Source organism: Leclercia adecarboxylata, from assembly GCF_023639785.1.
GTDB classification, from domain to species: domain Bacteria; phylum Pseudomonadota; class Gammaproteobacteria; order Enterobacterales; family Enterobacteriaceae; genus Enterobacter; species Enterobacter adecarboxylatus_D.
The window spans coordinates 1,844,358-1,869,479 of sequence record NZ_CP098325.1; the positions used below are offsets into that span (position 1 = coordinate 1,844,358).

General features: G+C 51.2%; 30 protein-coding genes and 1 pseudogene. 21 read left to right on the plus strand and 10 right to left on the minus strand.

Translation table 11 applies throughout. The features are described 5' to 3' along the window. Nucleotides 1-174: 174 nt before the first annotated feature. From NB069_RS08740 to NB069_RS08770, 7 genes are all read left to right on the plus strand, one after another. Nucleotides 175-363: a hypothetical protein gene (locus tag NB069_RS08740; RefSeq protein ID WP_250588981.1), complete on the plus strand. Its 189-nt coding sequence runs from the start codon at nucleotides 175-177 to the stop codon at nucleotides 361-363. A 75-nt stretch (nucleotides 364-438) separates the two neighbouring features. Continuing rightward, on the plus strand, nucleotides 439-1,017 hold the full coding sequence (locus NB069_RS08745; RefSeq protein ID WP_250589478.1) for a DUF1367 family protein: 579 nt from the start codon (nucleotides 439-441) through the stop codon (nucleotides 1,015-1,017). Next, on the plus strand, nucleotides 1,014-1,307 hold the full coding sequence (locus NB069_RS08750; protein WP_250588982.1) for a DUF1364 domain-containing protein: 294 nt from the start codon (nucleotides 1,014-1,016) through the stop codon (nucleotides 1,305-1,307). The genes NB069_RS08745 and NB069_RS08750 overlap by 4 nt, the downstream gene beginning before the upstream one ends. Continuing rightward, nucleotides 1,307-1,987 carry a bacteriophage antitermination protein Q gene (locus NB069_RS08755; RefSeq protein ID WP_250588983.1) on the plus strand — a complete coding sequence of 227 codons (681 nt, stop codon included), beginning with the start codon at nucleotides 1,307-1,309 and terminating at the stop codon, nucleotides 1,985-1,987. Before NB069_RS08750 ends, NB069_RS08755 begins: the two co-directional genes overlap by 1 nt. A gap of 166 nt (nucleotides 1,988-2,153) precedes the next feature. Further along, nucleotides 2,154-4,172 carry an ATP-binding protein gene (locus NB069_RS08760; RefSeq protein ID WP_250588984.1) on the plus strand — a complete coding sequence of 673 codons (2,019 nt, stop codon included), beginning with the start codon at nucleotides 2,154-2,156 and terminating at the stop codon, nucleotides 4,170-4,172. A gap of 637 nt (nucleotides 4,173-4,809) precedes the next feature. Next, the gene (locus NB069_RS08765; RefSeq protein WP_250588985.1) at nucleotides 4,810-5,160 is read left to right on the plus strand and encodes a phage holin family protein; all 351 of its coding nucleotides are present in this window, start codon (nucleotides 4,810-4,812) and stop codon (nucleotides 5,158-5,160) included. Beyond that, nucleotides 5,147-5,572, plus strand: a complete 426-nt coding sequence (locus NB069_RS08770) for a lysozyme (protein ID WP_250588986.1) — start codon at nucleotides 5,147-5,149, stop codon at nucleotides 5,570-5,572. Before NB069_RS08765 ends, NB069_RS08770 begins: the two co-directional genes overlap by 14 nt. A gap of 79 nt (nucleotides 5,573-5,651) precedes the next feature. On the opposite strand, the gene NB069_RS08775 is transcribed toward NB069_RS08770, so the two are convergent. Next, on the minus strand, nucleotides 5,652-6,086 hold the full coding sequence (locus NB069_RS08775; RefSeq protein ID WP_250588987.1) for a hypothetical protein: 435 nt from the start codon (nucleotides 6,084-6,086) through the stop codon (nucleotides 5,652-5,654). A 178-nt stretch (nucleotides 6,087-6,264) separates the two neighbouring features. On the opposite strand from NB069_RS08775, the gene NB069_RS08780 reads away from it, so the two are divergent. The 4 genes from NB069_RS08780 to NB069_RS08795 all read left to right on the plus strand — a co-directional run bounded on the left by NB069_RS08780 (nucleotide 6,265) and on the right by NB069_RS08795 (nucleotide 9,530). Next, a complete protein-coding gene (locus NB069_RS08780) occupies nucleotides 6,265-6,933 on the plus strand; it encodes a ParB/Srx family N-terminal domain-containing protein (protein ID WP_250588988.1) in 669 nt (222 codons plus the stop codon). After that, complete coding sequence (locus NB069_RS08785) at nucleotides 6,887-7,672, plus strand: hypothetical protein (protein ID WP_350223406.1); 786 nt, start codon at nucleotides 6,887-6,889, stop codon at nucleotides 7,670-7,672. Before NB069_RS08780 ends, NB069_RS08785 begins: the two co-directional genes overlap by 47 nt. Next, on the plus strand, nucleotides 7,633-8,145 hold the full coding sequence (locus NB069_RS08790; RefSeq protein ID WP_350223407.1) for a P22 phage major capsid protein family protein: 513 nt from the start codon (nucleotides 7,633-7,635) through the stop codon (nucleotides 8,143-8,145). The genes NB069_RS08785 and NB069_RS08790 overlap by 40 nt, the downstream gene beginning before the upstream one ends. 92 nt (nucleotides 8,146-8,237) lie before the next feature. Further along, on the plus strand, nucleotides 8,238-9,530 hold the full coding sequence (locus tag NB069_RS08795) for a hypothetical protein (protein ID WP_250588991.1): 1,293 nt from the start codon (nucleotides 8,238-8,240) through the stop codon (nucleotides 9,528-9,530). A gap of 128 nt (nucleotides 9,531-9,658) precedes the next feature. Here the strand turns inward: NB069_RS08795 and NB069_RS08800 are convergent, their stop codons facing one another. Further along, nucleotides 9,659-10,645: a hypothetical protein gene (locus NB069_RS08800; protein ID WP_250588992.1), complete on the minus strand. Its 987-nt coding sequence runs from the start codon at nucleotides 10,643-10,645 to the stop codon at nucleotides 9,659-9,661. 40 nt (nucleotides 10,646-10,685) lie between these two features. Here NB069_RS08800 and NB069_RS08805 point away from each other — a divergent pair, with 40 nt between their 5' ends. The 5 genes and pseudogenes from NB069_RS08805 to NB069_RS08825 form a co-directional block, all read left to right on the plus strand. Beyond that, nucleotides 10,686-12,107: a phage tailspike protein gene (locus tag NB069_RS08805; protein WP_250588993.1), complete on the plus strand. Its 1,422-nt coding sequence runs from the start codon at nucleotides 10,686-10,688 to the stop codon at nucleotides 12,105-12,107. Then, a complete protein-coding gene (locus NB069_RS08810; RefSeq protein WP_250588994.1) occupies nucleotides 12,107-13,642 on the plus strand; it encodes a prophage tail fiber N-terminal domain-containing protein in 1,536 nt (511 codons plus the stop codon). Before NB069_RS08805 ends, NB069_RS08810 begins: the two co-directional genes overlap by 1 nt. Nucleotides 13,643-13,651: 9 nt before the next feature. Then, the gene (locus tag NB069_RS08815) at nucleotides 13,652-13,924 is read left to right on the plus strand and encodes a hypothetical protein (protein ID WP_250588995.1); all 273 of its coding nucleotides are present in this window, start codon (nucleotides 13,652-13,654) and stop codon (nucleotides 13,922-13,924) included. A gap of 5 nt (nucleotides 13,925-13,929) precedes the next feature. After that, nucleotides 13,930-14,481, plus strand: coding sequence for a hypothetical protein (locus NB069_RS08820; protein ID WP_250588996.1), 552 nt, complete (start codon nucleotides 13,930-13,932; stop codon nucleotides 14,479-14,481). Between the two features lie 232 nt (nucleotides 14,482-14,713). Then, nucleotides 14,714-14,881: pseudogene (locus NB069_RS08825) on the plus strand (NADP-dependent isocitrate dehydrogenase); the annotation flags it as partial. Between the two features lie 216 nt (nucleotides 14,882-15,097). On the opposite strand, the gene yncL reads toward NB069_RS08825, so the two are convergent. After that, complete coding sequence (gene yncL / locus NB069_RS08830) at nucleotides 15,098-15,190, minus strand: stress response membrane protein YncL (protein ID WP_250588997.1); 93 nt, start codon at nucleotides 15,188-15,190, stop codon at nucleotides 15,098-15,100. A gap of 363 nt (nucleotides 15,191-15,553) precedes the next feature. Between yncL and NB069_RS08835 the strand changes: the two genes are divergently transcribed. Continuing rightward, a complete protein-coding gene (locus NB069_RS08835; protein WP_032617669.1) occupies nucleotides 15,554-15,802 on the plus strand; it encodes a GlsB/YeaQ/YmgE family stress response membrane protein in 249 nt (82 codons plus the stop codon). A gap of 48 nt (nucleotides 15,803-15,850) precedes the next feature. On the opposite strand, the gene yoaJ is transcribed toward NB069_RS08835, so the two are convergent. Genes yoaJ through NB069_RS08845 form a run of 3 tightly spaced genes read right to left on the minus strand, consistent with a single transcriptional unit; the run spans nucleotide 15,851 to nucleotide 17,097 of the window. Continuing rightward, nucleotides 15,851-15,925 (minus strand): protein YoaJ, encoded by a 75-nt coding sequence (gene yoaJ / locus NB069_RS22520; RefSeq protein WP_073885218.1) that lies wholly within the window; start codon nucleotides 15,923-15,925, stop codon nucleotides 15,851-15,853. Next, on the minus strand, nucleotides 15,926-16,024 hold the full coding sequence (locus tag NB069_RS08840; RefSeq protein ID WP_250588998.1) for a YoaK family small membrane protein: 99 nt from the start codon (nucleotides 16,022-16,024) through the stop codon (nucleotides 15,926-15,928). A gap of 44 nt (nucleotides 16,025-16,068) precedes the next feature. Beyond that, nucleotides 16,069-17,097: a sensor domain-containing diguanylate cyclase gene (locus NB069_RS08845; RefSeq protein ID WP_250588999.1), complete on the minus strand. Its 1,029-nt coding sequence runs from the start codon at nucleotides 17,095-17,097 to the stop codon at nucleotides 16,069-16,071. A 352-nt stretch (nucleotides 17,098-17,449) separates the two neighbouring features. Here NB069_RS08845 and NB069_RS08850 point away from each other — a divergent pair, with 352 nt between their 5' ends. Beyond that, nucleotides 17,450-17,755, plus strand: a complete 306-nt coding sequence (locus tag NB069_RS08850; protein WP_250589000.1) for a hypothetical protein — start codon at nucleotides 17,450-17,452, stop codon at nucleotides 17,753-17,755. A 1-nt stretch (nucleotide 17,756) separates the two neighbouring features. On the opposite strand, the gene NB069_RS08855 is transcribed toward NB069_RS08850, so the two are convergent. Beyond that, nucleotides 17,757-18,101, minus strand: coding sequence for a DUF488 domain-containing protein (locus NB069_RS08855; protein ID WP_250589001.1), 345 nt, complete (start codon nucleotides 18,099-18,101; stop codon nucleotides 17,757-17,759). Nucleotides 18,102-18,201: 100 nt separating this feature from the next. Between NB069_RS08855 and NB069_RS08860 the strand changes: the two genes are divergently transcribed. Next, on the plus strand, nucleotides 18,202-18,912 hold the full coding sequence (locus NB069_RS08860; protein ID WP_250589002.1) for a CTP synthase C-terminal region-related (seleno)protein: 711 nt from the start codon (nucleotides 18,202-18,204) through the stop codon (nucleotides 18,910-18,912). 7 nt (nucleotides 18,913-18,919) lie between these two features. Here the strand turns inward: NB069_RS08860 and NB069_RS08865 are convergent, their stop codons facing one another. Beyond that, the gene (locus NB069_RS08865) at nucleotides 18,920-20,107 is read right to left on the minus strand and encodes a CynX/NimT family MFS transporter (protein ID WP_250589003.1); all 1,188 of its coding nucleotides are present in this window, start codon (nucleotides 20,105-20,107) and stop codon (nucleotides 18,920-18,922) included. A gap of 99 nt (nucleotides 20,108-20,206) precedes the next feature. Here NB069_RS08865 and NB069_RS08870 point away from each other — a divergent pair, with 99 nt between their 5' ends. Beyond that, a complete protein-coding gene (locus NB069_RS08870) occupies nucleotides 20,207-20,995 on the plus strand; it encodes an AraC family transcriptional regulator (protein WP_250589004.1) in 789 nt (262 codons plus the stop codon). Here NB069_RS08870 and NB069_RS08875 read toward each other — a convergent pair. Then, the gene (locus NB069_RS08875) at nucleotides 20,979-21,425 is read right to left on the minus strand and encodes a DUF441 domain-containing protein (protein ID WP_250589005.1); all 447 of its coding nucleotides are present in this window, start codon (nucleotides 21,423-21,425) and stop codon (nucleotides 20,979-20,981) included. The two genes, NB069_RS08870 and NB069_RS08875, sit on opposite strands and share 17 nt — an antisense overlap. A 330-nt stretch (nucleotides 21,426-21,755) precedes the next feature. On the opposite strand from NB069_RS08875, the gene NB069_RS08880 reads away from it, so the two are divergent. Then, nucleotides 21,756-23,786: a TonB-dependent copper receptor gene (locus NB069_RS08880; protein WP_250589006.1), complete on the plus strand. Its 2,031-nt coding sequence runs from the start codon at nucleotides 21,756-21,758 to the stop codon at nucleotides 23,784-23,786. A 39-nt stretch (nucleotides 23,787-23,825) separates the two neighbouring features. Here the strand turns inward: NB069_RS08880 and NB069_RS08885 are convergent, their stop codons facing one another. Continuing rightward, complete coding sequence (locus NB069_RS08885; RefSeq protein ID WP_250589007.1) at nucleotides 23,826-25,109, minus strand: YeaH/YhbH family protein; 1,284 nt, start codon at nucleotides 25,107-25,109, stop codon at nucleotides 23,826-23,828. Between the last annotated feature and the right edge of the window lie 13 nt (nucleotides 25,110-25,122).

The window sequence follows — 25,122 nt, forward strand, 5'->3', positions numbered from 1 at the left end:
TTGAACAATCTCAGTTTGGTGATGCTGTATATAAACACAGTTATATTTTAAGGCGAGGGGATTGTGGTGCTTGTCCCGGCATCTGTTGCTTCTCGCAAGTGATATGTGAGTTTAAGTCTATGTTTCTTGAACCAAACAGACGTGCGCACGGGCACTTCACAACCGGAGAGTGCAATGGAGATACCCGACGATCTATTTCCAGGGGTGAGCCAGCATACTGGTGCTGTGCTTATTTATCTCGTGGATGGTGAAGCGAAGCGAGGGTTCGCTTTACGTGAAAATGAGTTCGTAACATCGTTGCCAGCCCTGAGTGAGGCGCTCAAAAAAGCAGGGTTTACCGCTTTAGAAGCCGAAAGGTTTTAGCTATACTCCATACAGGTCTGAACCGCCTGCTGAGTAACGCTGTGCCACGGAGAACAACCGATGGCGCAGATTTAACTGATAAAAACCTCGCAAAATACACTGACCCCGGCGACGCCCGAGGCCAGTGATTTAGTGCAGCGTGTCAAAATCGGCGTTTGGCTTAACTGCGACGTTAAGCAGGCGCGTAATTACCTCGTCCATAAACGCTTTTTTGCGCTGCTCAATATGGGGTTCGAATACTGGACGCCAGCAGGGGGAACCATCACCCCGGCAGAAAAGCAGTACCTCCACTCATACATCCGTTACCTGATATCTATCGTCGGCAATGACGTAATACTCCTGGAAACAGAAACGGCATTCACTGAACGCAGCGCGCAGCGCCGCGCGAACGGTCACGCGGTGGTTAAGTCATTCGAGGCTTTCCGCAAGTGGGCGACCATTGAAGCCGGTTTCTATGATGAATTTGTCCTCCCCGACAGCACCCGCCGCCGTGAGGCGCGCTCAATATCTTTCGCCAACATGAGCGAAGCCGAATTCCACGAAGTATACAAAGCAGTTTTTAACGTGCTTTGGAATACGATCCTTTTCCGCCGTTTTGCCAGTGAGAAGGAAGCCGAGAACGTTGCCATGCAACTGCTGGAGTACGCAGCGTGAAAAAAATCGATCTCACAAAGCAAGCGCGTGGGCGTGAGTGCACCGTGCGAATCCCTGGCATCTGCTGTTTCGACCCTGAGACCAGCGTTCTGGCGCATTACCGCCTGGCTGGTACGTGCGGCACCGGTTGCAAGCCTGATGACCTGCAGGGAGCAATTGCCTGCAATCGTTGTCATGACGCAATAGATGGACGCACCAAAACCGAATATTCCCGCGACGACCTCAAACTTATGCACGCCGAAGGGGTAATGAGAACGCTGGCAATCTGGCGCAAAAAGGGCTTTATCTGATGGATCAGCAAATACTCGAATACGCACGGATTGAGCTCACCCGCGCGCTGATGGATAACTCCGGAAAAACCAAAGGACAGCTTCAAGCTTTCAGCGAGAACCCGCCAGCGGATAAAGATCGCAACCCGCGAAAGCAGATTCATGTGGTGGAGCTGGATAACGGCAGAGGTGGAGTCTGTTATGTTAAGGCAGAAAATAGCGCGCTGTATGTAATGGAAACCCGCAGTCGCCCCAGACCAATGCCACCGATAACGGATCATGATTTTGCTACGGCACCGTGGCGACGCGCGGTCAACATGCTGCCGGAGCATGAACAAGCTTGGCTGCGTTACTGCTATGGATTTAATCTGGATTTTCAATATCAGACGCAAATATGTGAAGCGATCTGGAATGGCTACCAACGGCATCTGCCGGAAAGCCTGCTGAGGAAAACCAAAAAGCGGATCATTTCGCTGGTCTGGCTGGCTGTGCAGGAAGTTGCCGTAAAGCGTTTAAACGATACTTACAAGCAATACGCTGGCGCGTTACTAGCTTCTCAGCTTGTTGTATCACGTTCTACTTGGCACGAGATATATGCCCCTCACTGGCAATTGTTAAAGAAAGCAGTAGAGACTCTAGATTGTAATGCACTTCATAAAGCTCTGAAGCTCAAGGAGGGTGCAAGACAAACTAGCTTATGAAATCGCCCTCATCTTGAGACTGCATCTTCTAGGCGAAGCGATGTTACACACTGTAAAGCTTTAACTTTGTGTAACATCGTATCCTCCTTTAGAACCATATTTTATTAGACAATTCATTAATTTATGGCAATATTCAATCAAAGAATATTAGGGTTAGGGAATACATATGTCTAAAATAACAGTAAAGGCAGGAGCTGATCACCTTAAGTCACTTGCCTCAGCAAAACCCGTGCCAGCACTTTCTGAAATTATTTGGAATGGATTCGATGCCAAATCTAATAGAGTAAGTGTGTTTATTAAAAAAAATCCTATGTTTGATTTGATTGAATCTATTCTAATCAAAGACGAAGGTGTAGGTATTAATTATAAAAAAGTTGCTGACTATTTTGGTAATTTAGGGGAGTCATGGAAAAAATCAGCGAAAGCAAATGGGGATTGTTCCTTACACGGACAATATGGGCGAGGGCGATTTAAGTCTCTTTCTCTTGGCGAAAAAGTCATTTGGCGAACAACGTATGAGGAAAATGAAAGTTTTTACAGTTACACCATTTCTACGGATGCTAATAAAATCAATGATTTTACAATTAGTGAACCTGTTCTTGTTGAATCAAGTGCTTCTGGCACAGAAGTAGAAATTTTTAATGTCAATGATCACTGCTTTTCACTGCTGAATAATTCAGCATTGATTGATATAACAAATGAGTTTGCTTTATTTTTGACTGAATATCCAAACCGTATTCTTAAAGTTAATGAGCAAGTAATATCTCCTACTGATGCTTGGTTAGATAAATCAGATTATGATCTAGGAGACATACAACTGGAAGATGGGCGATCTGTCAAAGCAGCGCTTTCTATTATTGAATGGAAAGATAAGGTTCAACGAGAACTACATTATTGTGATTCATATGGTTTTTCGGTGCATAAGGAAAAATTAGGTCCAGTTATTAGAGCTCCTGGTTTTGATTTTACACTGTACGCAAAGTGCGATCATTTCAAAAAAATTAGTGAAAATAATCAAATTGGAGTGTTGGAACTTCTTCCTGAAGTGAAATCGCTTAAGGAAGCAATTATTCAAAGAGCAAGAACTCATTTTCTTGATAAAGCTTTTGAAGAAAAAGCAAAAATTATTGATCAGTGGAAAAGGCAAGATATCTACCCCTACACAGATAATATACCTTTAGACCCTACAGCTATTGCTGAACGGCAAGTATTTGATATTTTGGCAGTAAATGTTCAAAGCTATCTGAAGAATTTTGAAAAATCTGATAAGAAAACAAAAAAATTCACTTTTATGCTTTTATCTCAAGCTATAAAGCAAAATCCTGACTCTGTTCAGAAAATAATAACTGAAGTATTAGGCCTCAAAAAAAAGGAACAGGATGATCTGGCTGGGTTGTTAGAGAATACTACGCTGTCCTCGATAATAAGTGCTTCAAAAGTAGTTAGTGATAGACTTAATTTTATTGACGGCTTGGATAACCTCGTTCACGACGGGGATACAAAAAAATCCCTGCTAGAAAGAGATCAACTTCATAAAATACTAGAGAAGGAAGCTTGGATTTTTCGTGAAGACTTTTATTTGGCTGGTTCTGAGGACTGGCTTGAAACAGTACTTCAAAAACATATTAAACATCTTGGAAAAAGAGAAGATGTCGAAGATGATACCCCTGTTCTTTTACCCGGAGGGCATCGTGGTCGGGTTGATTTAATGTTTGCTAAAGCTCGGCAACCTTATGAAGGGTATACTGAATACTTAGTCGTGGAATTAAAACGACCTTCGCAAAAAATCGACCTTGATGTTTTAGGGCAAATTGAAAAGTATGCTATGGCCGTGAGTTCAGATGAGAGATTCGATCACACAAATTCAAAGTGGACTTTTATCGCTGTCTCAAACACCATGGATCAGTTTGCTACCCGGAAGGCACGCACACGAGGTTGGCCTAAAGGTAAGACATTAGATGATGGAGATTTGAATGTTGAAGTGTGGATAATGACTTGGGCAGAAATTATTCATGCAGCAAGAGCAAAGTTAAGTTTCTTTAACAAACAACTGAAGTATGAGGTAACACGTGGCACAGCTACCGCCTACCTTGAGAAAACACACAAAGAATACATACCCGTACTTGCACATGCTCAACCTGAAGCGGTCTCCCTCGCTGATGTTGCAGCTGACGACGAGAGTTAACAATTGTTCTGCTGAGGCAAACAAAAGATATTGCAAAACCGAACAAGATAGCCGATATTTAAGACTAATTTGTTATGTTGCCAAAATTATATAACCCGCTTAATGCGGGTTTTTCTTTGATATAACGCAATGTTTTTCAAAACATATCCACTTATGATTTTCGAAACCCCAAAACTACGGGGCGAAATGGAGGTCTGCTTTGGCAAACTTTTTGAACGCCCCCTTGTGCAATCCAGGAACGCCTTTTTTTGGAGCTTGAGCTAGGGGTTAGGGATAGCAAGACAGGCGGGTTTCCGCGCTCACTTTTAAGGCGAAAAGTAGCAGTCTAGTGAAAAGTAGGAATGCTCGAGCATAGCTGCAAGTTAACTGAATTGGAGAATCCCTTCAGCTTGTGGTAACAGCACATCTCCCTACCTGCCCAAACATAAACCTCGCTTCGGCGGGGTTTTTTGTTTCTGGCGCTTAAGAAAATTTCTGGCCTGGGTGTTCGCCTGGGCTTTCCATATTAAGGCCGCTGACAGGTCCATTTAGTGCAACGCCTTTCCCCATATCCGCTCCTGGAACTTCGGGGATTTTTTATTTAACATGCCCGCCTTGCGCGGGCTTTCTCATACCCGCAATCCGGGTAAGGCAAATCATGATCGAAAAAGAACCCGGCTTGCTTGGGTGGCTGACTGCAACCCTCGCTTGGCTGGCCAGTCATCCCTATGCCACATGGGGAAGTCTCACAGCTTTTCTGGCCGCGCTATGGTCATCATTGAAAGACGGCAAAGGCTGGGCGGCATCTTTTTTTGCTGGCCTGCTGGCGATCGCTATCACGCTCAGCGTATTGGCCGTCATGCGTAAAACAGGCCTCCATGAGGAATGGATGCCGATTGTTGGGATGCTGGTGGGGTTTATTGGTGCTGATCGTATTCGTGCCGCGGTGCTGGGCGCATGGGATGCACATAAAAATAATTTGGTAAGCAAAAATGATGAAAACAAGTAATAACGGGATCGGCTTTATCCGCTCTCATGAAGGTTGTGTATTAACGGCGTATCACGACGGTGGCGGCGTTTGGACAATCGGCGTTGGTCACACTAAAGGCGTGAAGGAAGGGCAGACCATCACCCAGGACCAGGCCGATCAGTTTCTTGCAGATGACCTTGTCCCGGTGGAAACCTGCATTAACGGCCATATCGCTGTGACGCTGAATCAAAACCAGTTCGATGCGCTGGCATCGTTTATTTTCAACCTGGGCGAATTCGCTTTTACTGGTTCCACTCTTCTGAAAAAGCTTAACGCTGGCGACTATACCGGCGCGGCCAATGAATTCCCCAAATGGGATCATGATAACGGCGAAGTAGTGCAGGGATTGCTTAACCGTCGGCTTGATGAGAAGGAGTTATTCCTCTCCTAATTAATATTCTATTGCTAACTATAAGAAGCCATTACAGAGCGCCATCTAATGGCGCTCGATAATGATTATCTTGTCGTTATTAAGCCATGCCCATTTTGTTAAGCGCCAAGGTAACGCCAGTAGCTAAAATTTGGTTGGCTATAATTTTAACTGCTGAGGCACTTCCGCTTTTTACGGCTTCGGTTAATTGTGTGCCATTTGATGGGTGCAGACTATCTGGCGTTTTTTTCAAGCATTCTAGGCCTTTTGCAGTTAGTACTGCACCTTTAATGCTACCGTCTGCCATCTTTTTACCTGAAATAAATCCAGACTCAACAAGCCAATAAAAAGAATCTGCCACAAAACTCAAACTTGCCTCTTCTTTAATAATGTCTTTCACAAAGTCGTTTGAATTTTCAATAGGAACGGTGTAATCCTCCGGTCTTAAGAAATAAAAGCAAGGAAAGTTATTATAAAGATCGGCGAAAACACGCCCGGTAATTTCGTCGAACATGTCGATATTGGACTGTGCCATAAGAACCCTTGAAACATAAAAATGAGTTCGTGAGGTTATCAAGGATCTGCTCTCGTAATTAGGCCGAAATTGCTAAAAAGGTGATGTTCAATAATTCTTTTTTGTTAACAAAGCCGCCGGTAGTTTCCCACCGCGCACCCTGCGCACGGCTGCCGGCGCTTTTTATTTGTGGTGGCTTATGACCGATAAACTGAAAATCATGTACCGCGCCCGACGGGAGCTGCTGCCCTATGCGCGCAACGCCATGTTGCACGATGATGCGCAGGTGGCGCAGCTGGTGGACAGCATCAAGGAGTTTGGCTGGACGAACCCTATTCTGATTGATGAAGCAGGGGAGATAATCGCCGGACATGGTCGTGTTCTGGCTGCCGAACAGCTGGGGATCGACCCGGTACCGACGATCACTCTATCGGGCCTTTCGGATTCGCAAAAACGCGCATATCGCCTTGCTGATAACCGTCTGCCGCGTAACGCCCAGTGGGATGAAAAGTTACTGAGCCTCGAGATTGTCGCGCTGAGTGAACTCGATTTTGATATCGAAAAAATTGGGTTTTCTGAAGCAGAGATCAGCAAACTTTTAAAAATAGAGCCCGATGATATTCAGGAGCACTGGGTAGGGATGCCGGATTTTAACCAGACGGATCAAAACGGGTGCAGGCAGTTAATAGTTCATTTTGAAACCGCGATTGATGTGCAGAATTTCGTGGTACTGCTCGGGCAGAAAATCACGGATAAAACCAAATATCTCTGGTATCCCGAACAGCGTCGGGATCTGGTATCTGATAAGGCATATATCAGCGATGAATCCTCAGTTTCCCCTGTACATAATCAGCAAAGGGAGGGCTGATTCGCGCCTGACCGCTCGATCCCTGGAGTTTATGCAGACCCCTTATTTTATCGTGATAGAGGAACAGGAATACGACGCGTACGCTTCTGTAATCGACCCGAAAAAAATACTGGTTCTGGATAAAAAATATCAGCGGGAATACGACACATTCGACGATCTCGGCCTGACGAAAAGCACAGTCCCCGGCCCGGCGCGCAATTTCGTCTGGGATCACTCGGTGGCCCATGGCTTTGCCTGGCACTGGGTGATGGACGACAACATCCGCAATTTTTATCGCCTCCACAACAACCGAAAGATCCGGGTGGCGGATGGCACTATCTTTCGTTGCATGGAAGATTTCGTGCTGCGGTATGAAAACGTCGGGCTGGCAGGGCCGAACTATTTCATGTTCGTACCGCGGCGGGAGAAGGTGCGCCCGTTTATGACCAACACCCGTATCTATTCCTGCAACCTCATCCGCAACGATCTGCCCTGGCGCTGGCGCGGCCGGTATAACGAAGATACCGATCTCTCGCTGCGCATGCTGAAAGCGGGCTGGTGCACCATCCAGTTCAATGCGTTCCTGCAGCAGAGGATATGGACGCAGCAGATAAAGGGCGGGAACACTGCCGAGTTCTACGCCAGGGAAGGCACCTACAACAAATCCAGCATGCTGGTGGCGATGCCAGTTATACACCGAAAGCCATGCAGGCGGCCTCCATGGGTGACGGTGAGGTTCCGGTTGATAACCGTTCCATGACAATCACTGTGAGCGCGGAAGGCCTAGCGGTTGGTGATGCGTTTACCATCGCTGGCGTGTATGCCGTTCATCAGGTGAAGAAAACGAAAACGCCACGTCTGAAAACCTTCCGTGTAGTGAATGTGAATGGCGCAACAGCAGAGATTACTCCACCAGTGATCCCGGCAGGCCCGTACCAGAACGTAAGCGCGAAGGGGGCCAGTGGTGCCGCCATTACGATCCTCAACACAACCGATGAATCACCAAGTATTTTCTGGCGTAAAAACTCCGTAGAAATTGTGAAAGGTAGTTTTGACGGGTTGCAGGGCCTGGCTGGTGGTGCTCGTTTCATGAAAGCCACCACCAAAAAACTGGGTTTCCCGATGGCGATGCTCTACTGGCTGGACGGTACCGGTACTGAATCCTTTTTAAATAAACAAATGGGCATGGCGATGCAGGGTTTTGGCCTGATGGCCTCCGCTGGCATGCTTTAAGGGTAAAAAATTATGGCGATTGGCAGCAGATATTCCGGCGGCGACCCGGATTATATCGGTATGGCTAAAGGTGCTGGCCAGGAAGGGCTAAATTGGATGTCATAGGCTCCATAGCTAAAAAAGCCTCCGATATCGCCGATCTTGCAGGTGCAATGCCCGATAAGCTCGCAATGAATGAGCGTTTTTTGAGTGAGTTTCATGCTGTTCGGGATGGGCTAAAGGCAAAAGAGAACGCGCTTTTTGGTGGAATAGCCAAAAAAATACCTGTTCGACAAAGGGTTGAAATGCCCGGCACGCTTCACTATTTGGCTGAAAAGGCTAAAGACCTTGGTGGTGTGGAGCATCTTTCTCCTGTCGAAAAACGGGTATTACACGCGATATCGAAAGACGAAGCTGGAGAGCTTCCAACATTCGCGCGAGTTGAGAACGAACGGAAAAAGGTGGGTGCGACGTTAAAAAACACGCTCTTCGGTTCTGCCGAAGAATATGATCTGGAAACGCTTTATGATCACCTGAAAAACGATAAGGGAAAAATCGCTCAGGATGTTGGTCTGGGTGATCAGCTCAAGCAGGCTAATGCACTTACCCGTCAACGAAAGACGCTTGAAGAAAGTGTGAAGCGCTTGCTTGGCAAGGATATGAGCGGTGATCTGATGTATCAGGCCCGAAAAGCCATGGATAGTCTGATGAAAGGTGACACGAAGACATTTCGTAAACTTCTGGCAGCTATTCCAGACAAGAAAATGCGGCGGGATATATTCGCCACAGCCCTGCGGGATGCATTCCGAACTGGTTCGAAAACGGAAGGAGAATTCAATCTGCCCGGATTTGTAAAATTCTTTTCGGGGTTGCAGCGAAACGGCACAATACGGCTTCTTGCTGAAGAGCTTGGACCGGATACCATGCGCCAGTTGGGGGATTTGTATGTGCTCAGTCAGGCTGTAAATAGTGCACGGAGATACCATGTCTCCACTGGGAAGCTGGCGACTTTTCTCGATAAGTTCGATAAGCCAGAGGGATTCGTTTATAAGCTGAAAAAGCATGGTAAAAGAACGGCTCTTGGTTATGCTGTTGCTCATATTCCGATTGTTGGCCCCGTGGTGGCACCTGCGGTTATAACTACTGCCGCGGCCAGGGATGCTGCTAAACCGACAGGGGCTGATGCTGTGGCGACGTTGATGAACTCCCCAATTTGGCGGCGGGCTGTTGAAGGCGCCAAAGCCCCGGAAGCAAACCAGGATGTGATTGTAAGGGATCTTGAACAGAAGGTGAGTAAGCTGGACGCCTGGAAAGAATTTTTTCGTGAATTACCTGCCGATGATAAGCGAGCCATTGCGCGTAGCGGGATAATTGCGTGGTTAAGTGGAGCCAGTGACGAAGAATAGCCCCGACAATGGTAGGGGCTGTACTATGTACTCAAGAACAACACTGTATCAGGCTATTCGCGTGTTTAAAGCTTCTAAACTCTTGCGGAGGGCTATAGCTCAATGCTGGATTGAGTATAAATATTGCATTAGAAAAGCTTCCAGGCAATTAGACCCAGAATTGCAATCTGAAGCCATTGATATGAAGTCGACGCAAGTATGTTATCAGCTGTTTTCTTAAGTGCCCATATACCATGATCCGCAGAATAAGCATGCTCTTTAATTTCTTTTGTTAATACTTCAATGTTAGATGGTTCCGTATCATTCTCATTATTATCACAATCGTCCTCATTGTTTTTATTGTTTGTTATTGCACTATTTAAATGTGTTGAGTAGTTTATTTCGCTCAATGTGGCGAATAAATTACTATGCAACCAAGATGAGTCAAGCACAAGAGTATCCTCAAAGGATTCATGTCTGAATAGCTTGGTAATGATGTTGATTTTAATATCTTTTGCTAAGTTAATGTCAGTTATCAATTGATTGAATAATTTGTTGGATACGTATAATTCAAAATTTACAGTGACAACATTATTTGTTTCGGAGTTTTCATCTAAATCAGTATGGTACCTCCCAAAAAAAACACCAGTATCTGTGCCGTCAAATGTCATCGTTCCTTTATCATCAGGAATGTTTTTTATTGTCACATAAACATTTTTAACCGGGAAGATATCTAAATTTTTATAGGAGCCTTTCTCATTGTCATAATGGTCGTTGTAATTATCGTCATCAAGGTTCGTTAGGGGATGGACAGCTTTAATTCTATCCCAATAAGACTGACTGTATAAGCCTCCCTTTATAATTATATCCGTACTTTCGCTTGAGTAATCAGACGTGATGTAGCTTTGTGCTATTTTTTTATGTGTGTAATGTGAGTTTAGTTCAGTGTTATCAATATCTTCATGGTTAAAATTTTGTGAGCAGATATGATTTCTTTTTCGCAAGAAAATTTCACCTGCTTCTACAGTTATGAGGCCTAGCGACGCTTTATATTTTCTGAAGTCTGTTTTTTCATTGATTGAGCTTAGAACTCCATTATGAATGATGTACTCACCATCTAATTTATCATTAATCATTTAATTATTTCCCTGTATATTCAGATATCATAGAGGATATATGTCAAGCCTAGTAACAAACCCCACCTCGCAGTTTATCAATCCGTTTTTCGGAATCGCAGCAGAAAATGCTAAAATATTCATTGGCAAGGCAAATACTGACGCCACTCTACCAGAAAATCGCCAGCAAGTTTATTTAATGCAGTGGACGGATGGAGCCACGGTTAACAAAGTCCCACTAACCCAACCGCTGGAGACTAACAGCGCAGGTGTCATCGTTTATCAGGGCCTGCCCGTTACCCCTTGGGTGGACGGGGCTTACTCCATAACAATTGTGGGATTCGATGGCGCGCAGCTGTATACATCGTTTTATATTGACGATCCAACCTACTGGTTACGCCTGGACCTGGCGACAGAACCGCTAAAAACAGCGGACGGACTGCATTATGATCCGGACGACGATCACGGCGTGAACATGGTGGCCGGTGCCGCACCGATTCTCAGCCCCTGCTTTGAGGGCGAGCCTACCGCGCCGACGCCGCCTACAGGTGACAGCAGCACCCGTATTGCAACCACAGAATTTGTGACCGAAGAAGTACAGAAGGTGGGCGACTCCGGGCCGCTGGGGACGCACAGCTGGTATGTGGGCGCCACCCCGCCGCCGTACGCCGTAATGATGGACGGATCACAACTCTCTAAAACGACATACGCGGCTCTGTACGCGATCATTGGTGACAGCGTAGCAACGGCCAACGGCCTGGTGCCGGACAGCGCCTCGTTTTATATCCCGGACCTGCGTTCCCGCTATGTGAGGGGCGCGGATAACGGGGCGTCACGCTCTAACTATGCGCTGATGCTTAAGTACTATTCTGACTTATTTAAGTCCCATACCCACGTTGTGACGAAATACACCCTGCGTAACCTGACCCAGGACGGCGATTCAGACGGCACATTCATCAAATTCAACGGGCCCGGTGATGCTGGCGCAGTACCGACTGATTTTATTGATTCCACTGGCGACAGCGAAACCATGCCTATGAGCGTGCCTATGCTGCCCATCCTGTGGGCCATTGGTGCATCAGCGACGGTCTCCGCTTCGGTGTATGCCTGGTATGAAAGGCCGGATTACGCCGCAGCGCGTCCGGCAATCCACCACTACCACGAATCAACCGGCGAATATCTTGCCAGTTCCCCGGCGCGCCCATCACCGCTGGAGCCCGGTGTATGGCTGACGCCTGCATATGCCACGCAAAAAACGCCGCCACCTCCCCGTACTGGTCATGTTCTTGCATTCCGGGAAGGAACCTGGATGCATGATGCGGAACTGTTCCAGCTGCGTGAACAGGCGAAGGAAGATGCGCGGCTGAGTCAGGAACGCCGGAACACCGTGCTGATGGAAAACGCCAGTAAGCGCAAGGCGATCAATGAATGGATGAAGCAATCTGGCGCGCCGTTCACGCTTGATGATCTGGAGGAGCTTTAATGCGTAACCGAAACCCGCAACCGGCGCCGCTCGACCTGCCGCCAGTTGCGATTACCCCGATCCGCATTTACGGCCAGTTGATCGGCCCGATGCAGCGCCCGGAAGCCTACGTAAAAATATTACTGAGGGCGATCACCACTACACAACAGATCGTGCAGGACACATGGTCTGAATGCATCGCCAATCAATCCGGCAATTATGATTTTTCGGTCAACCCTGGAAAATACGCGGTGTTTTTTGAACGTAGCGGCATCAAGACGCGCGTGAATAACATCATGGTCTATTCCGACAGCGCCCCCGGCCCACTGCAAACGTTTATGCTTTCCCCCGCGCCGGAACTCCTCACGCCGCTGGTTGTTCAGGAGGTAAAAGCCGCGCTTGAACTGGCATCCGCTGCGGTATTGCGCAGCCGCCAATGGGCCGAAAACCCCGTTGATGTGCCGGTGCTGGATTTTGAGCATGGCGCTGGCCCGGAATTCTCCGCGTATCACTGGGCGCATAAGGCCATGGATGCCCTGGACACCGATACTAATATCAACTGGCGCAAAGAGTGGGATGCAAAGACCGCTTACGCTTTCCGTGATGCGGTACGTTATCAGGGCTCATCTTACTACTGCGTCGAGGCTAACACCGGGCAGACACCACCGGCGCCAGATTTGGCAGACAATCAATACTGGTCGCTTATGGCTCAGAGAGGAGATGACGGGGAGGGCAGTACCGTGCCGGGACCGCAGGGACCAGCGGGCCCGGAGGGTCCTCAGGGACCTGTCGGACCTCAGGGGCCGGAAGGACCACAAGGTCCGCAGGGGCCAGCCGGAGCTGACGGGACCAGCGCTCATTACAGTACCCCCGGTGCACCAGGTACTTTTGCGCTGCTAAGTGCGAACGTCCTGGTAAATGTGGGCGGCACTATGCCGGGGTCGTCCCTGCTCTGGTCCGGCGTCGGTGCGCAGCGTGACGGAGTGGGCTGGGGCGATAAATCTATTATTGTACAGTCGGCCGGCAGTCCGGCAGGTACATGGAAAAGCATGGGCGTGAACGTCGCCCAGAGCGGTGATGATGTTGGCCTGTGCCTTTACTACCGAATCGACGGGATCACGTCTGTTAAAAATATCCGATCGCCAGTTTATTCAAGCAGTGACCTGTCCTCGATTGATGTCGTGATCGATATCGATGGCCACGGTGAAGGGCTGGCATTCACGGCTTCTCTGTCTGATCCGAGTGAGCACGGGCGAGAAATATACCAGGCGCTGGTAAATGGTGATTACGGGGAAATTGCCTCATACGTTACGCCTGCTGTTGATCCGGCGCAGGTCACTGCCGCCAACACGGCCAGATTCAATCGGCTGCTAATCGCTACCAGCGCCGCGGCGTTCCCGCTGCAATCTGCAGTATCGCTGGGTGTGGCGACACAGGCCGATCTCGATGCGCTGGCGGCGCTGCAGCAATATTCCGTCAATCTCGCTAATACCGATTTAACACAAAACCCCGCAGTGTTTCCGGCGTTGCCCGCTGGGGTCAAACTCCCACTTTAAGGAAAACCAATGAGCACCATTAACAGCACCGTTAAACCGTCAGATGGCTGGTTTGCGATTTACACCGGCCCTACGGCCAACCCGATTTCGATTGAGAAAAATAGCGGAACTTCCCAGGCGTATCTGGCGATTGCAACAGCAGCGCCAGATTTGACGTTCGGCCACGCTATCAACGCGGGAGAACTCAAAAACGTTGTGCTTGAAGACGGCGAAAAATTGTATGTGAAATGCGTGGACAGCCTGACACCGGGCGCAAACAACATCTTTTCTGTAACGGACTAATCAACATGGGCCAAATTTATAATTCTGAATCCATCAGCATGAGCACCGCCGGAGGCAGTGGCGGGCCGACAATTACTCATATCACGTCAGGGCAGTCACTTGATCCCCTGACTGCCGCGCCCGGCATTTATTATCTTGAGACAGGGGCTATTCTCAATAATGGGCCTCAATCAGTAATCACTGAAATGTATATCGCCCTGGTGACTGTCAGGGTGACAGGAGTATCAGTTAACCTCACGGCGTATTGCCATTTCAATGTCAGTTCTGGATATCTTCACTACGGAGAATGGGAACTGATGGCCGTTAGCGGTGGCGGTGGCTCATATGACTGGTCGAATGTCGGCCCTGGGGAGAGCAGCAACCCGGCGGCAGGTCAGGGCTATACCATCAAGACCATACCGGCAGCGACAAGGCAAAGTACAGCCTCTTCGATGGACAGTGTTTATCCGGTGTATCTCGCAGGTAAAGTTTATGGACTGCTTACCCCCGAAGAAGACCAGGCGCTGGAAGATTATACGAAAGAAGCATTAACAGAGATCAGGGCCGCAGGAGGATAAGACAAAATCCCCCTGTACGGGTAGTAAAAGCTATTGAACTGACGAAAATCAAGTGATGTAGAGGTTCAAAATGATTGAAAAATATTCGATTTAATTATTATTTCACTTCCCCAAAACAAAAGTTAACTGCCTGTATTAATTGTCATTTTCTGAAGTGATTTAATATCTGATTTCATGACATAACTTCTATATAAATTTAATTAATTCAAAAGCTTAACATGAAATAAATCATATACTGCTGCGTAACATGGAGTGGTTCGAAGCCGCAGACCTGATCGTTAAAGGTATGGAAGGCGCGATCAACAACAAGACCGTGACCTATGACTTCGAACGTCTGATGGAAGGCGCTAAGCTGCTGAAATGTTCAGAGTTTGGTGACGCGATCATCGAAAACATGTAATCCGGATTACGGGTTATAAGAACGGGAGCCAATGGGCTCCCGTTTTTTATGGATACGCAGAAGGAATGATGTTTGATGATGCTGAGCTGCGCCGAATCGAAGCAGGGTACGCTGCAGGCGTCCCGGACAGTAAAGAGGCGATACGTCGGGCAGGGTTTTTAATCGAAGGGGATGATTAAAAAGATGAAACCCGGCGGGATGCCGGGCTTGCTCACGTTAAAACCAGTTAAATTTGTCAGAGAGTAGGAGTAGCAACGAGCTGGCACAAACAAGGTTGATACAAATGACGAATTTGCTGGAAACATTCATGATATCAATACCATTATGATTTAACTGAAATAATGTCTTTAAGCGTAATAGCAAAATCCAGAACGTCAAATCGCAGGATAACAGGCAAAAAAAAGCCCACGTTAAGTGGGCAAGAAATACTGGAAGCAATGTGAGCAATGTCGTACTGAATACCTGAGTGTTTTGCTCAACTATTCAGTAGTGAGAAAGATAATTTTTCTCATTAACGATTGCAACCCCAATGTTTGTACGGAACCTGCATTTCCCGACAAATTCTTAAATTTTTCACGTGATGGCAATCACAAACTTGCATTTCTGAATCCTGTGCTAAGCTTTCTGTGTACTTGATTTGACGACAAAAACCATACAGAGAGGAAAGCAGTTATGGGAATCATATCCTGGATTATCTTTGGGCTTATCGCGGGTATTCTGGCGAAGTGGATCATGCCGGGCAAAGATGGCGGTGGATTCATCGTTACGGTCATTCTGGGTATCATCGGTGCCGTGGTCGGCGGCTGGATTAGTACCCTCTTCGGATTCGGCAGAGTCGATGGCTTTAACTTCGGCAGCTTTATGGTTGCGGTAATTGGTGCGCTGGTTGTGCTGTTCATTTACCGTAAGGTGAGAAGCTAACCTCACAGTGCAAAAAAAGACCGCCGATGGGCGGTCTTTTTTTGCGATTCACCACCAGCCCAGCTGGCTACCGGCTACGGCCACAATGGCGACAATCAGCATAATAATCGTCGTTTTTCTCATTTATCCCCCGGGCGCAGCGTAACCGCCGACAAAAAACCACGTTAAAAATACCACCGCCGTGATAAAAATCACGATCGGGAACAGAATACCAAGCCGCATGCTATCACCTGTCCTCAAATACAAAGCCCGTCGAGTGTACGGGGTTAATCGATATTGAGAAAGGGCGTTTTCACTTTCCCTTTTTTATCTCTGTACATGGCAGCATCGGCTGCCCGCAGGGCGCTGTCGGCATCCAGTTCTGCCGGGTCCACCTCAATCACCCCAAGGCTGGCACCCGGATAAAGGATATGTACATCCCCCAGGACGTATTCACCGGCAATCTGGGTGCTCAGCTGCGTTTTTAGCACGGTTAACGGGATGCGATCGCCGGTCTCGCGATCCTGACCCAGACAGGCAACCAGAAATTCGTCGCCCCCCAGCCTGCCGACGATATCATCATCGTCGCGTCCGTCGTTCAGTCGTTTACCCACCTCCACCAGAAAGCGATCGCCCGCCTCATGGCCATAGCGATCGTTGATGAGCTTAAAATCATCCAGATCGATATAAGCGATAATGGCGTTACGCTTCAGATGGCGTGCCAGTGAAAAGAGGGTGGTGAGGTTGTCAAAGATGGCGCGACGATTAGGCAATCCGGTAAGAGCATCGGTATAGGAATACGCAATCAGAGCGGCATTGGCCTCGCGCAGCTGAGTCACCAGGGACTCTTTCTCGATGTACTGGGCGATGAGCCCGGCGAAGAGCTTTAAGACATGCTCGCCGCGCTCGCTCAACTGCTGTTTGCGAGTGCTGGTGGCGCACAGGGTGCCATAGAGCGTCCCATCCGTCAGCTGAATGGGTATGCTCATAAAGGTGGTAATACCCAGCGCTTTTGCGGCCTCGCAGTCCGCAAAACGTTCCGGGACGTTATCGCTGTAGAAGCAGTCGGAATCGATCGCCCGTTTACACAGCGTCTCATCCCAGGGAACGCTCAGCCCTTCAGGGATATGCATCTGCTTGCTGTTTCTGGCGTAGAGAATGTGCTGCAGGCGGGCGTTGATATCAATTTTGGTGAGGTAGGTGGACTCCATATCCGTCACCACCTCCAGCATTTCGAGCAACTGACGCACCAGGCTCTCAAGTGATTGCTCAGTGCTGAGCGTTTCTGAAACACGGGCAAGAATGATATCCGACATGACGCTGCTCAACTCCTTTACAGAAGACCTCTGTAGCTGTCTGTTTTGCTGAAAGATTAGACCGCGGACAGTAAAACATGAATTGATAACATTTCAAATATTCAGGCGAGGAACTGCGCATTGTGGCAGGAAAAAACCCCGGCACGGGGCCGGGGAAATATAGCATCTTGATTACGGAATGATGTTCTCTGGTCATTGTGAGAACGGCCACACTATAGCGATAAAGCTTGTCGGCATAATGAAGAAATCATGGAGAAAAATTCACCTTTTCCGCCTGGTGACACGGCCATTTGGCTGAGCTAAAATCCGCACTAAGAAAAATCTTATATTCAGTATCCAGATAAGAGGAAGCATGTTTCAGTTGAATCCGGGCAGCCTGGCGATGATTATTGGCGCCCGTACGCCAGCAGGGCGTCGAAATATTGGCAAATCCGTTGAGCTGTTTAGCCTCTGCCAGCCGGGACAGCGTTTTTTAAACCCGGTTAACGGCGTGGTGACTGAGCTGCCGCAAGGGGCAGAGCGCGCCCTGTGGCTGGTAACCGGTGATGTCTGGTCAGTGGATAACCAACCCGGCTTTGCGTTTGTGCGCCCGGAACACCTGATGCCGCTCACGCCTGAAGAGGCACCGGAAACGCTCGACGCCCTAATGCTGGACTGACTTACAGCTGACGCAGCCAGTCGGCTAACACCAGGGCGTGATTCTGCTGCCGGTCTTTTGCGCCATAGAGCAGCGTCACGGTCTGGTCGTCCGCCAGGCGAGCAATTCGCTGTCCCTCATCCTCGTGTGATGCAAGCTCCTGACGATAGGCCTTGCTGAAGCTGGCAAAGTCGATTGTCTCACTGTGAAATGCTTTACGCAGTTCATCTGAAGGCGCCAGTGCCTTACACCACTCATCGTATGTCAGCGCCTCTTTTTTCATTCCCCGCGGCCAGAGCCGATCCACCAGGATCCGGTAGCCATCCTCCTGACTGGCCTCGTCATAGAGCCGTTTGCACTGAATCATTCTTATGCTCCTTATTTTAAGGTGTTGTGATATCAACGAAAGATCGGTAGTCTGACGCGCCTTATGTTATCTGATATTTATCTGGCATAAGGATCACTCTATGGAACTCTCTCCGGTAAAAGATACCCTCCGAATTGCACTGGTCGGCGACTACAATCATGATGCGCTGGCTCACCAGGCGATCCCTCTGGCCATTGACGATGCCGCTGCGGTGCTGGACATCACCGCCGACTACGACTGGCTGGCTACCACCGAATTAACCAGCCCGGAAGACCTGGTCGGCTACGATGCTCTGTGGCTGGTTCCTGCAAGTCCGTATAAAAACACCGAAGCCGCATTTATTGCAGCGCGCTATGCCCGTGAAAACAGCGTGCCCTTCCTTGGCACCTGCGGTGGATTCCAGCATGCGCTCATTGAATACGCGCGTAACGTAATGGGCTGGGAAGATGCCGCCCATGCGGAAACCGATACCGAAGGCCGGATGGTGATTGCCCCGCTGACCTGCTCGCTGGTGGAGGTCGCCGATACCATCGAATTACGTGCCAACACCCTGATCGCTAAAGCCTATGGTCAGGAAGAGATCGAGGAGGGCTATCACTGCAATTATGGTGTATCGCCTGAGTTCTCGCAGGCGCTGGAGAAGAGCGATATGCGCGTCACCGGCTGGGATGACCAGGGTGAGATCCGCGCCGTTGAGCTGGTCACGCATCCGTTCTTCGTGGCGACGCTGTTCCAGCACGAGCGTGCAGCGCTGGCAGGACGTCCTGCGCCGCTGGTACAGGCTCTGCTTCGAGCGGCGCAGAATTACTGAAGACGACTCAGCCTGGCGTGATCTCCCGATCGCGCCCGGCAAGCATACCGCAGACCGCCATGATGACTGACACCAGCGCGCAGGCAAGCAGCGGGATCCGCCAGTCGCCGTTAGCATCATGGATTTTACCCATCAGCGGTGGGCCACAGGCGGCCAGCAGGTAGCCGACCGATTGCGCCATCCCGGAAAGGGCCGCCGCCTGATGAGCCGAGCTGGCACGCAGGCCGATAAAGGTCAGGCCGAGGATCATGGTCGCGCCGGAGCCAAAGCCAAATATCAGCGTCCACGTCACCGCCATATCCGGCATAAACCACAGCCCGGCTGCGCTCACCGCGCACATCATTGCCGCCAGCCCGGCGATACCGCGCTGATCCTTCAGGCGAAGCAGAATTAATGGCACCACAATTCCCGGCGCGGCGGTCGCCAGCTGCAACAGCCCGTGCAGGGAACCCGCCTCGGTTTCGCTGTACCCGTGACTCTGCAGGATCGCCGGAAGCCAGCCAATAATCACATAGTAAATCAGCGAGTTGATCCCCAGAAACAGCGTCACCTGCCAGGCCAGCGCTGAACGCCAGATCCCCCGGTTTTGCAGCGCGCGTGCCCCGCTGAGGGAACCGGCAGGACGCTGACGCCATTGCGGCAGCCACAGCAACAGCGCCAGCAGCGGAAACGCCATTAGCATCAACAGCGCCCCGTGCCAGCCCGCCCCGCTCAGTGCCACGGGCACCACCAGCGCCGAGCCCAGCGCGGCTGCGGCCCCCATGGTCAGAGAGTACGCCCCGGTCAGTTTCGCCACCTGGCCGGGAAAATCGCGTTTGATAAGCCCCGGCAGCAGCACGTTGCCCAGCGCAATGCCGCACCCGATGATAGCGGTGCCGCCAAACAGCAGCATTGCGGAGGGCAACGAACGCAGGGCGATCCCGGCAATAATCAGCAGCAACGCAATAAACAGGCTGCGCTCCATGCCGATACGCCGGGCGAGCCCCGCCGCCAGCGGCGAGATCAGGGCAAAGGCCAGCAGGGGCAGGGTGGTGAGCAACCCGGTCTGGGCGGTGGTCAGGGCATAATCGGTGCGAATGGCGTCCAGCAGCGGCGCGGCACCGGTAAATGTCACCCGCAGCGAGGTGGCAATCAGCAAAATTCCGGCAATCAACAGCGCTCGCTGTTTGCCTGTAGCAGAAAGGGCAAGGGTCATGAGTGTCTCTTACGTCGAAATGAGCCTTAAGGATACGCATTTTCACGGGGAATGAAATCAAGCTAAAATGACAGATTATCGCTAATATCGGACAACCTTATGCAAGGACTCGGTCTTGAGGGATACGATCCCGACAGTCAGCACGACCCCGCGGTGGCGTTTCATGTGCGCGTGGTGGCAGACGAGCAGCGCATCCCGTTCCACCAGCACCGCAAAGGGCAGCTCATACTGGCCCTGCACGGCGCCATTACCTGCGAAGTGGAGAACGCCATGTGGATGGTGCCGCCGCAGTTTGCCGTCTGGATCCCCGGCCAGCTGCCGCACAGCAACAAGGCGACACCCAGCGCCCGACTCTGCTTTTTATTTATCGAACCCGACGCTGTATCGCTACCGGATCGCTGCTGCACCCTGAAAATTTCGCCGCTGGTGCGGGAGTTGATCCTCACGCTGGCCGAACGCAGCCCGGACGTGCAGGAGCCGGCAACCCGCCGGCTGGTGGAAGTGCTGTTTGATGAACTGCCCCGGCAGCCGCAGGAGCAGCTGCAGCTGCCGGTATCCACCCACCCTAAAATACGCCTGATGAGCGACACTATGGCCGAATCCCCTGCAGAGTGGCAGACGCTGCACCAGTGGGCGGGCCATTTTGCGATGAGTGAGCGCAATCTTGCCCGGCTGGTGGTGAGCGAAACCGGGCTCAGCTTTCGCCGCTGGCGGCATCAGCTTCAGCTGATTGTCGCCCTGCAGGGACTGATTAGCGGGCAGTCGGTGCAGCAGGTGGCGCAAAGTCTGGGCTATGACTCCACCACGGCGTTTATCACCATGTTCAAAAAGGGGCTGGGGCAGACCCCGGCCCGGTATATCGCCAGCCTCGCTACGACTTCCCGATAAACAGCGACACCAGCCCGGCGGCGATCAGCGGCCCGACCGGGACGCCGCGAAACAGCGCCACGCCCAGTACGGTCCCCACCAGCAGTCCGGCCACCAGCGTGGGCTGGGAGCTCATCAGCGTGACGCCGCGCCCGCCAAGCCAGGAGACAAACACGCCGACGGCAATGGCGATGAGCGATTTCCAGTTCATAAAGGCGTGAATCAACGTTGAGGCCGGTAAAGTGCCGCTGGCGATCGGGGCCATCACGCCGATGGTAAGGATAATAATCCCGACGGTCAGGCCCTGTTTTTCAATCCACGGGAAAAACGTATTTAGCGGCGTCACCCGGACAATGATCAGCACCAGAATCGAAATCGCCACCGTGGTGTTATGGCTGACGAAGCCCAGCGCGGCCAGGCCCAGAAGAATGAGCAGGGTAGGGTCAAACATATTGTATTCCTTGCCAAAATAAAAAAAGTAAGCCTGCTTACTTTACGCGCTCGCGCGCCAGTAAAAAGGGGGATGTGCAAAAAAGGGTGTAATTTGGGCGAATGCCTTGCTGGCGTCATTATTTATGCCGCCTGTTTGCCTTAACTGGCCTCTTTTTTGAATTTTCAACTCTTTTCTGCACCTCTTATTCTCTTCACGCCGCGTTGTTCAGGCCCGCGCATCCGGGCAAAATTTGACCCCAGTTTATGTGCCAGCTCGTTAAGCGTTTTCGTCAGCGAAAGGAATCGGTTTTGCAGCGGTACACCACGCACTTTGAAATCAGGCACAGGAATGAAAAACCTTATTTTTACCCCCCATCCGCTGGCTCTGTCGCTGCTGCTCGCGCTCTCCGCCACCACCCAGGCGGCGGAAAATACCCCCACAGCGCCGGTGGACGATCAGGATGTGATCACCGTGACGGCACCTGTCCTGTCACCCCTTGAGGTCGTGACGTCACCAAAAACGCCGCGTCAGCCGGTCCCGGCCAGCGACGGCTCGGACTACCTCAAAACCATCCCCGGCTTTAGCCAGATCCGTAACGGCGGCAGCAATGGCGACCCGGTCTTTCGCGGCATGTTTGGCTCGCGCCTGCGCCTGCTGACCAACGACAGCGAAATGCTCGGCGCCTGTCCGGCGAGGATGGATGCACCCAGCTCGTACATCTCGCCTGAAAGCTACGATCTGCTCACGGTCACCAAAGGGCCGGAAACCGTGCTCTGGGGGCCGGGCAACTCTGCCGGGACGGTCCGTTTTGAACGTGAACCACCGCGCTTTGACAGCGCAGGCATCAAAGGTGACGCCAGCTTCCTCGCCGCTTCTAACGATCGCTTCGACGAGAACGCTGACGTCAGCTTTGGTAACGATACCGGCTACGTTCGCCTGAATGGCAATAAATCAAAATCGGGTGACTATAAAGACGGCAACGGCGATCGTGTGGCCTCGAAGTGGGACAAGTGGAACACCGATATGGCGATTGGCTGGACGCCAGACGCGGATACGCTGCTGGAACTCACCGCCGGTCAGGGTAACGGCGATGCCAGTTATGCCGGGCGCGGCATGGACGGCTCCCAGTTCAAACGCGAAAGCCTGGGCCTGCGCTTTAAGAAAGAGAACATCGGCGAAGTTTTCGACTCGCTGGATATGAGCGTCTACTACAACTACGCCAACCACATCATGGATAACTACTCCATGCGCTCCCCGGATTCTGGCTCGATGGGCGGGATGCCGATGGGGTCGATGGATATGTCGATGCCGATGGAGAAACAGGTCGATCGCCGCACCGTTGGCGGCAGGATGATGGGCACCTGGCTGTGGTCGGATTTCCAGCTGAAGGGCGGTCTGGATATGCAAACCAACACCCATCGCAGCAATGAAGACGACGAAAATAAAGGCTGGCAGGAGGATGCGCGTTTTCATGATTACGGCGCGTTCAGCGAGCTGACGTGGAATGCCACCGATCTGAGCAAAGCGATCGTCGGGGCGCGTCTGGATAAGGTGGAAGTGGACAACTACACCGGCATCGGCAGCGACAGCCGGGAAGATACTCTCCCGGCGGGCTTCCTGCGCGTGGAGCACAATCTGGGCACGGTGCCAGCGATGGTGTACGCCGGGCTGGGGTATACCGAACGTTTCCCGGATTACTGGGAGCTGTTCTCGCCTACTTACGGCCCGGGCGGCACTTCGGACGTGTTTGATAATCTGAAGCCAGAGCAAACCACCCAGCTCGACGTCGGGGCGCAGTACAAAGGCGAGCGCACCACCGGCTGGATCTCCGCCTACGTTGGGCGTATTAACGACTACATCCTGTTTATCTACGATCCGGACGACTCCCACGTCAGTCAGGCTGACAACGTTGATGCCACCATTATGGGCGGTGAGATGGGCGCGTCGTATAAGCTGAGCGATGAGTGGAAAACCGATGCCACCCTTAACTACTCCTGGGGCCAGAACACCGACGATCACCAGCCGCTGCCGCAAATGCCGCCGCTGGAAGCACGTCTTGGCCTGACGTGGGAGAAGGGCGACCTGAGCTCAACCGGGCTGCTGCGCATGGTTAGCCCGCAGCATCGGGTGGCGATGAACGAAGGTAACGTGGTCGGAAAAGATTTCGATCAGAGCGCCGGGTTTGCGATCCTCTCCGCTAACGCGGCGTACCGGGTCAATAAGTACCTGAAGCTCAGTACTGGCGTCGATAACCTGCTGGACAAAGACTACAGCGAACATCTTAACCTGGCGGGAAACAGCAGCTTTGGTTACTCCTCCGACACGCCGGTAAACGAACCGGGCCGCACGGTCTGGGCGAAAATGAACGTGACGTTCTGAGGCCAACGTAAAACCGCCGGTCATTGACCGGCGGTGACGTTAGCTGTTGCTGGTGGCAGATTGCTTGTGGAACAGCTCCCTGAACACCGGATAGATATCTTCCTGGTCGCGAATGTGCTGCATCGCGAAGTTATCAAAGGTGGCTTGCAGATGTTCATATTCACGCCACAGCGTCTGGTGGGCGCGGCGGGTGATCTCGATATAGCTGTAGTAACGCACCACGGGCAGAAGTTTTTTCGCCAGAATTTCATGGCACAGCGGTGAATCATCTGCCCAGTTATCACCGTCCGAGGCCTGCGCGGCATAGATGTTCCACTGCGCCGGATCGTAACGCTCCTTCACCACTTCATCCATCAGTTTCAGGGCACTGGAAACAATTGTCCCGCCCGTCTCCTGCGAATAGAAGAACTCGTGCTCGTCCACCTCTTTTGCCTGGGTGTGGTGGCGAATATAGACTACCTCCACGTTCTTATAGGTTCGGCTCAGGAACAGATAGAGCAGAATATAAAAGCGCTTGGCCATGTCCTTGGTGGCTTGATCCATCGAGCCAGAGACGTCCATCAGGCAGAACATCACCGCCTGGCTTGAAGGCTCGGCACGTTTTTCATAATTCTTGTAACGCAGGTCAAAGGTGTCGATAAACGGCACGCGCTCGATTTTTGCGCGCAGTTCGGCAATCTCTTTGCGCAAACGCTCCTCTTCCAGCAGCTGCGCCGGCTCGCTCTTCGCCACACTCTCCAGGCTGGCTTCCAGCTCGCGCAGCTCGCGCCGTTTACCCGCGGTCATGGCGGTGCGTCGCGCCAGTGAGTTCTGCAGGGAACGCACTACGCTGATGTTAGCCGGTACGCCATTGGCGGTGAAACCAGCCCGGTGCGTTTTGTATTCGTTCAACTGACGATGCTGGTTCTTCTTCAAATTTGGCAGGGCCAAATCTTCAAACAGCAGATCCAGGTATTCATCCTTGGAGATCTGGAATACAAACTCATCCTGACCTTCACCGTCCTGGCTGGCCTGGCCCTGACCACTGCCGCCCCCACCGCCGCCGCCCTGTGGACGCTCGATGCGGTCGTTCTGCACAAAATGGTCATTACCCGGATGAACGCGATGGCGCAGGCCGCCGCGACCCTGATGGAACATCGGTTCGCTAATGTCGTCCGTCGGGATAGAGACGGACTCCCCGCTGTCTACGTCGGTCACCGAACGCTTGTTAATGGCCTCGGAGATCGACTGTTTGATTTGCGCTTTATAACGACGCAAGAAGCGCTGGCGATTCACCGTGCTCTTGTTTTTGCCGTTAAGACGCCGGTCAATAAACCAGGTCATATGCCCCCCGTAC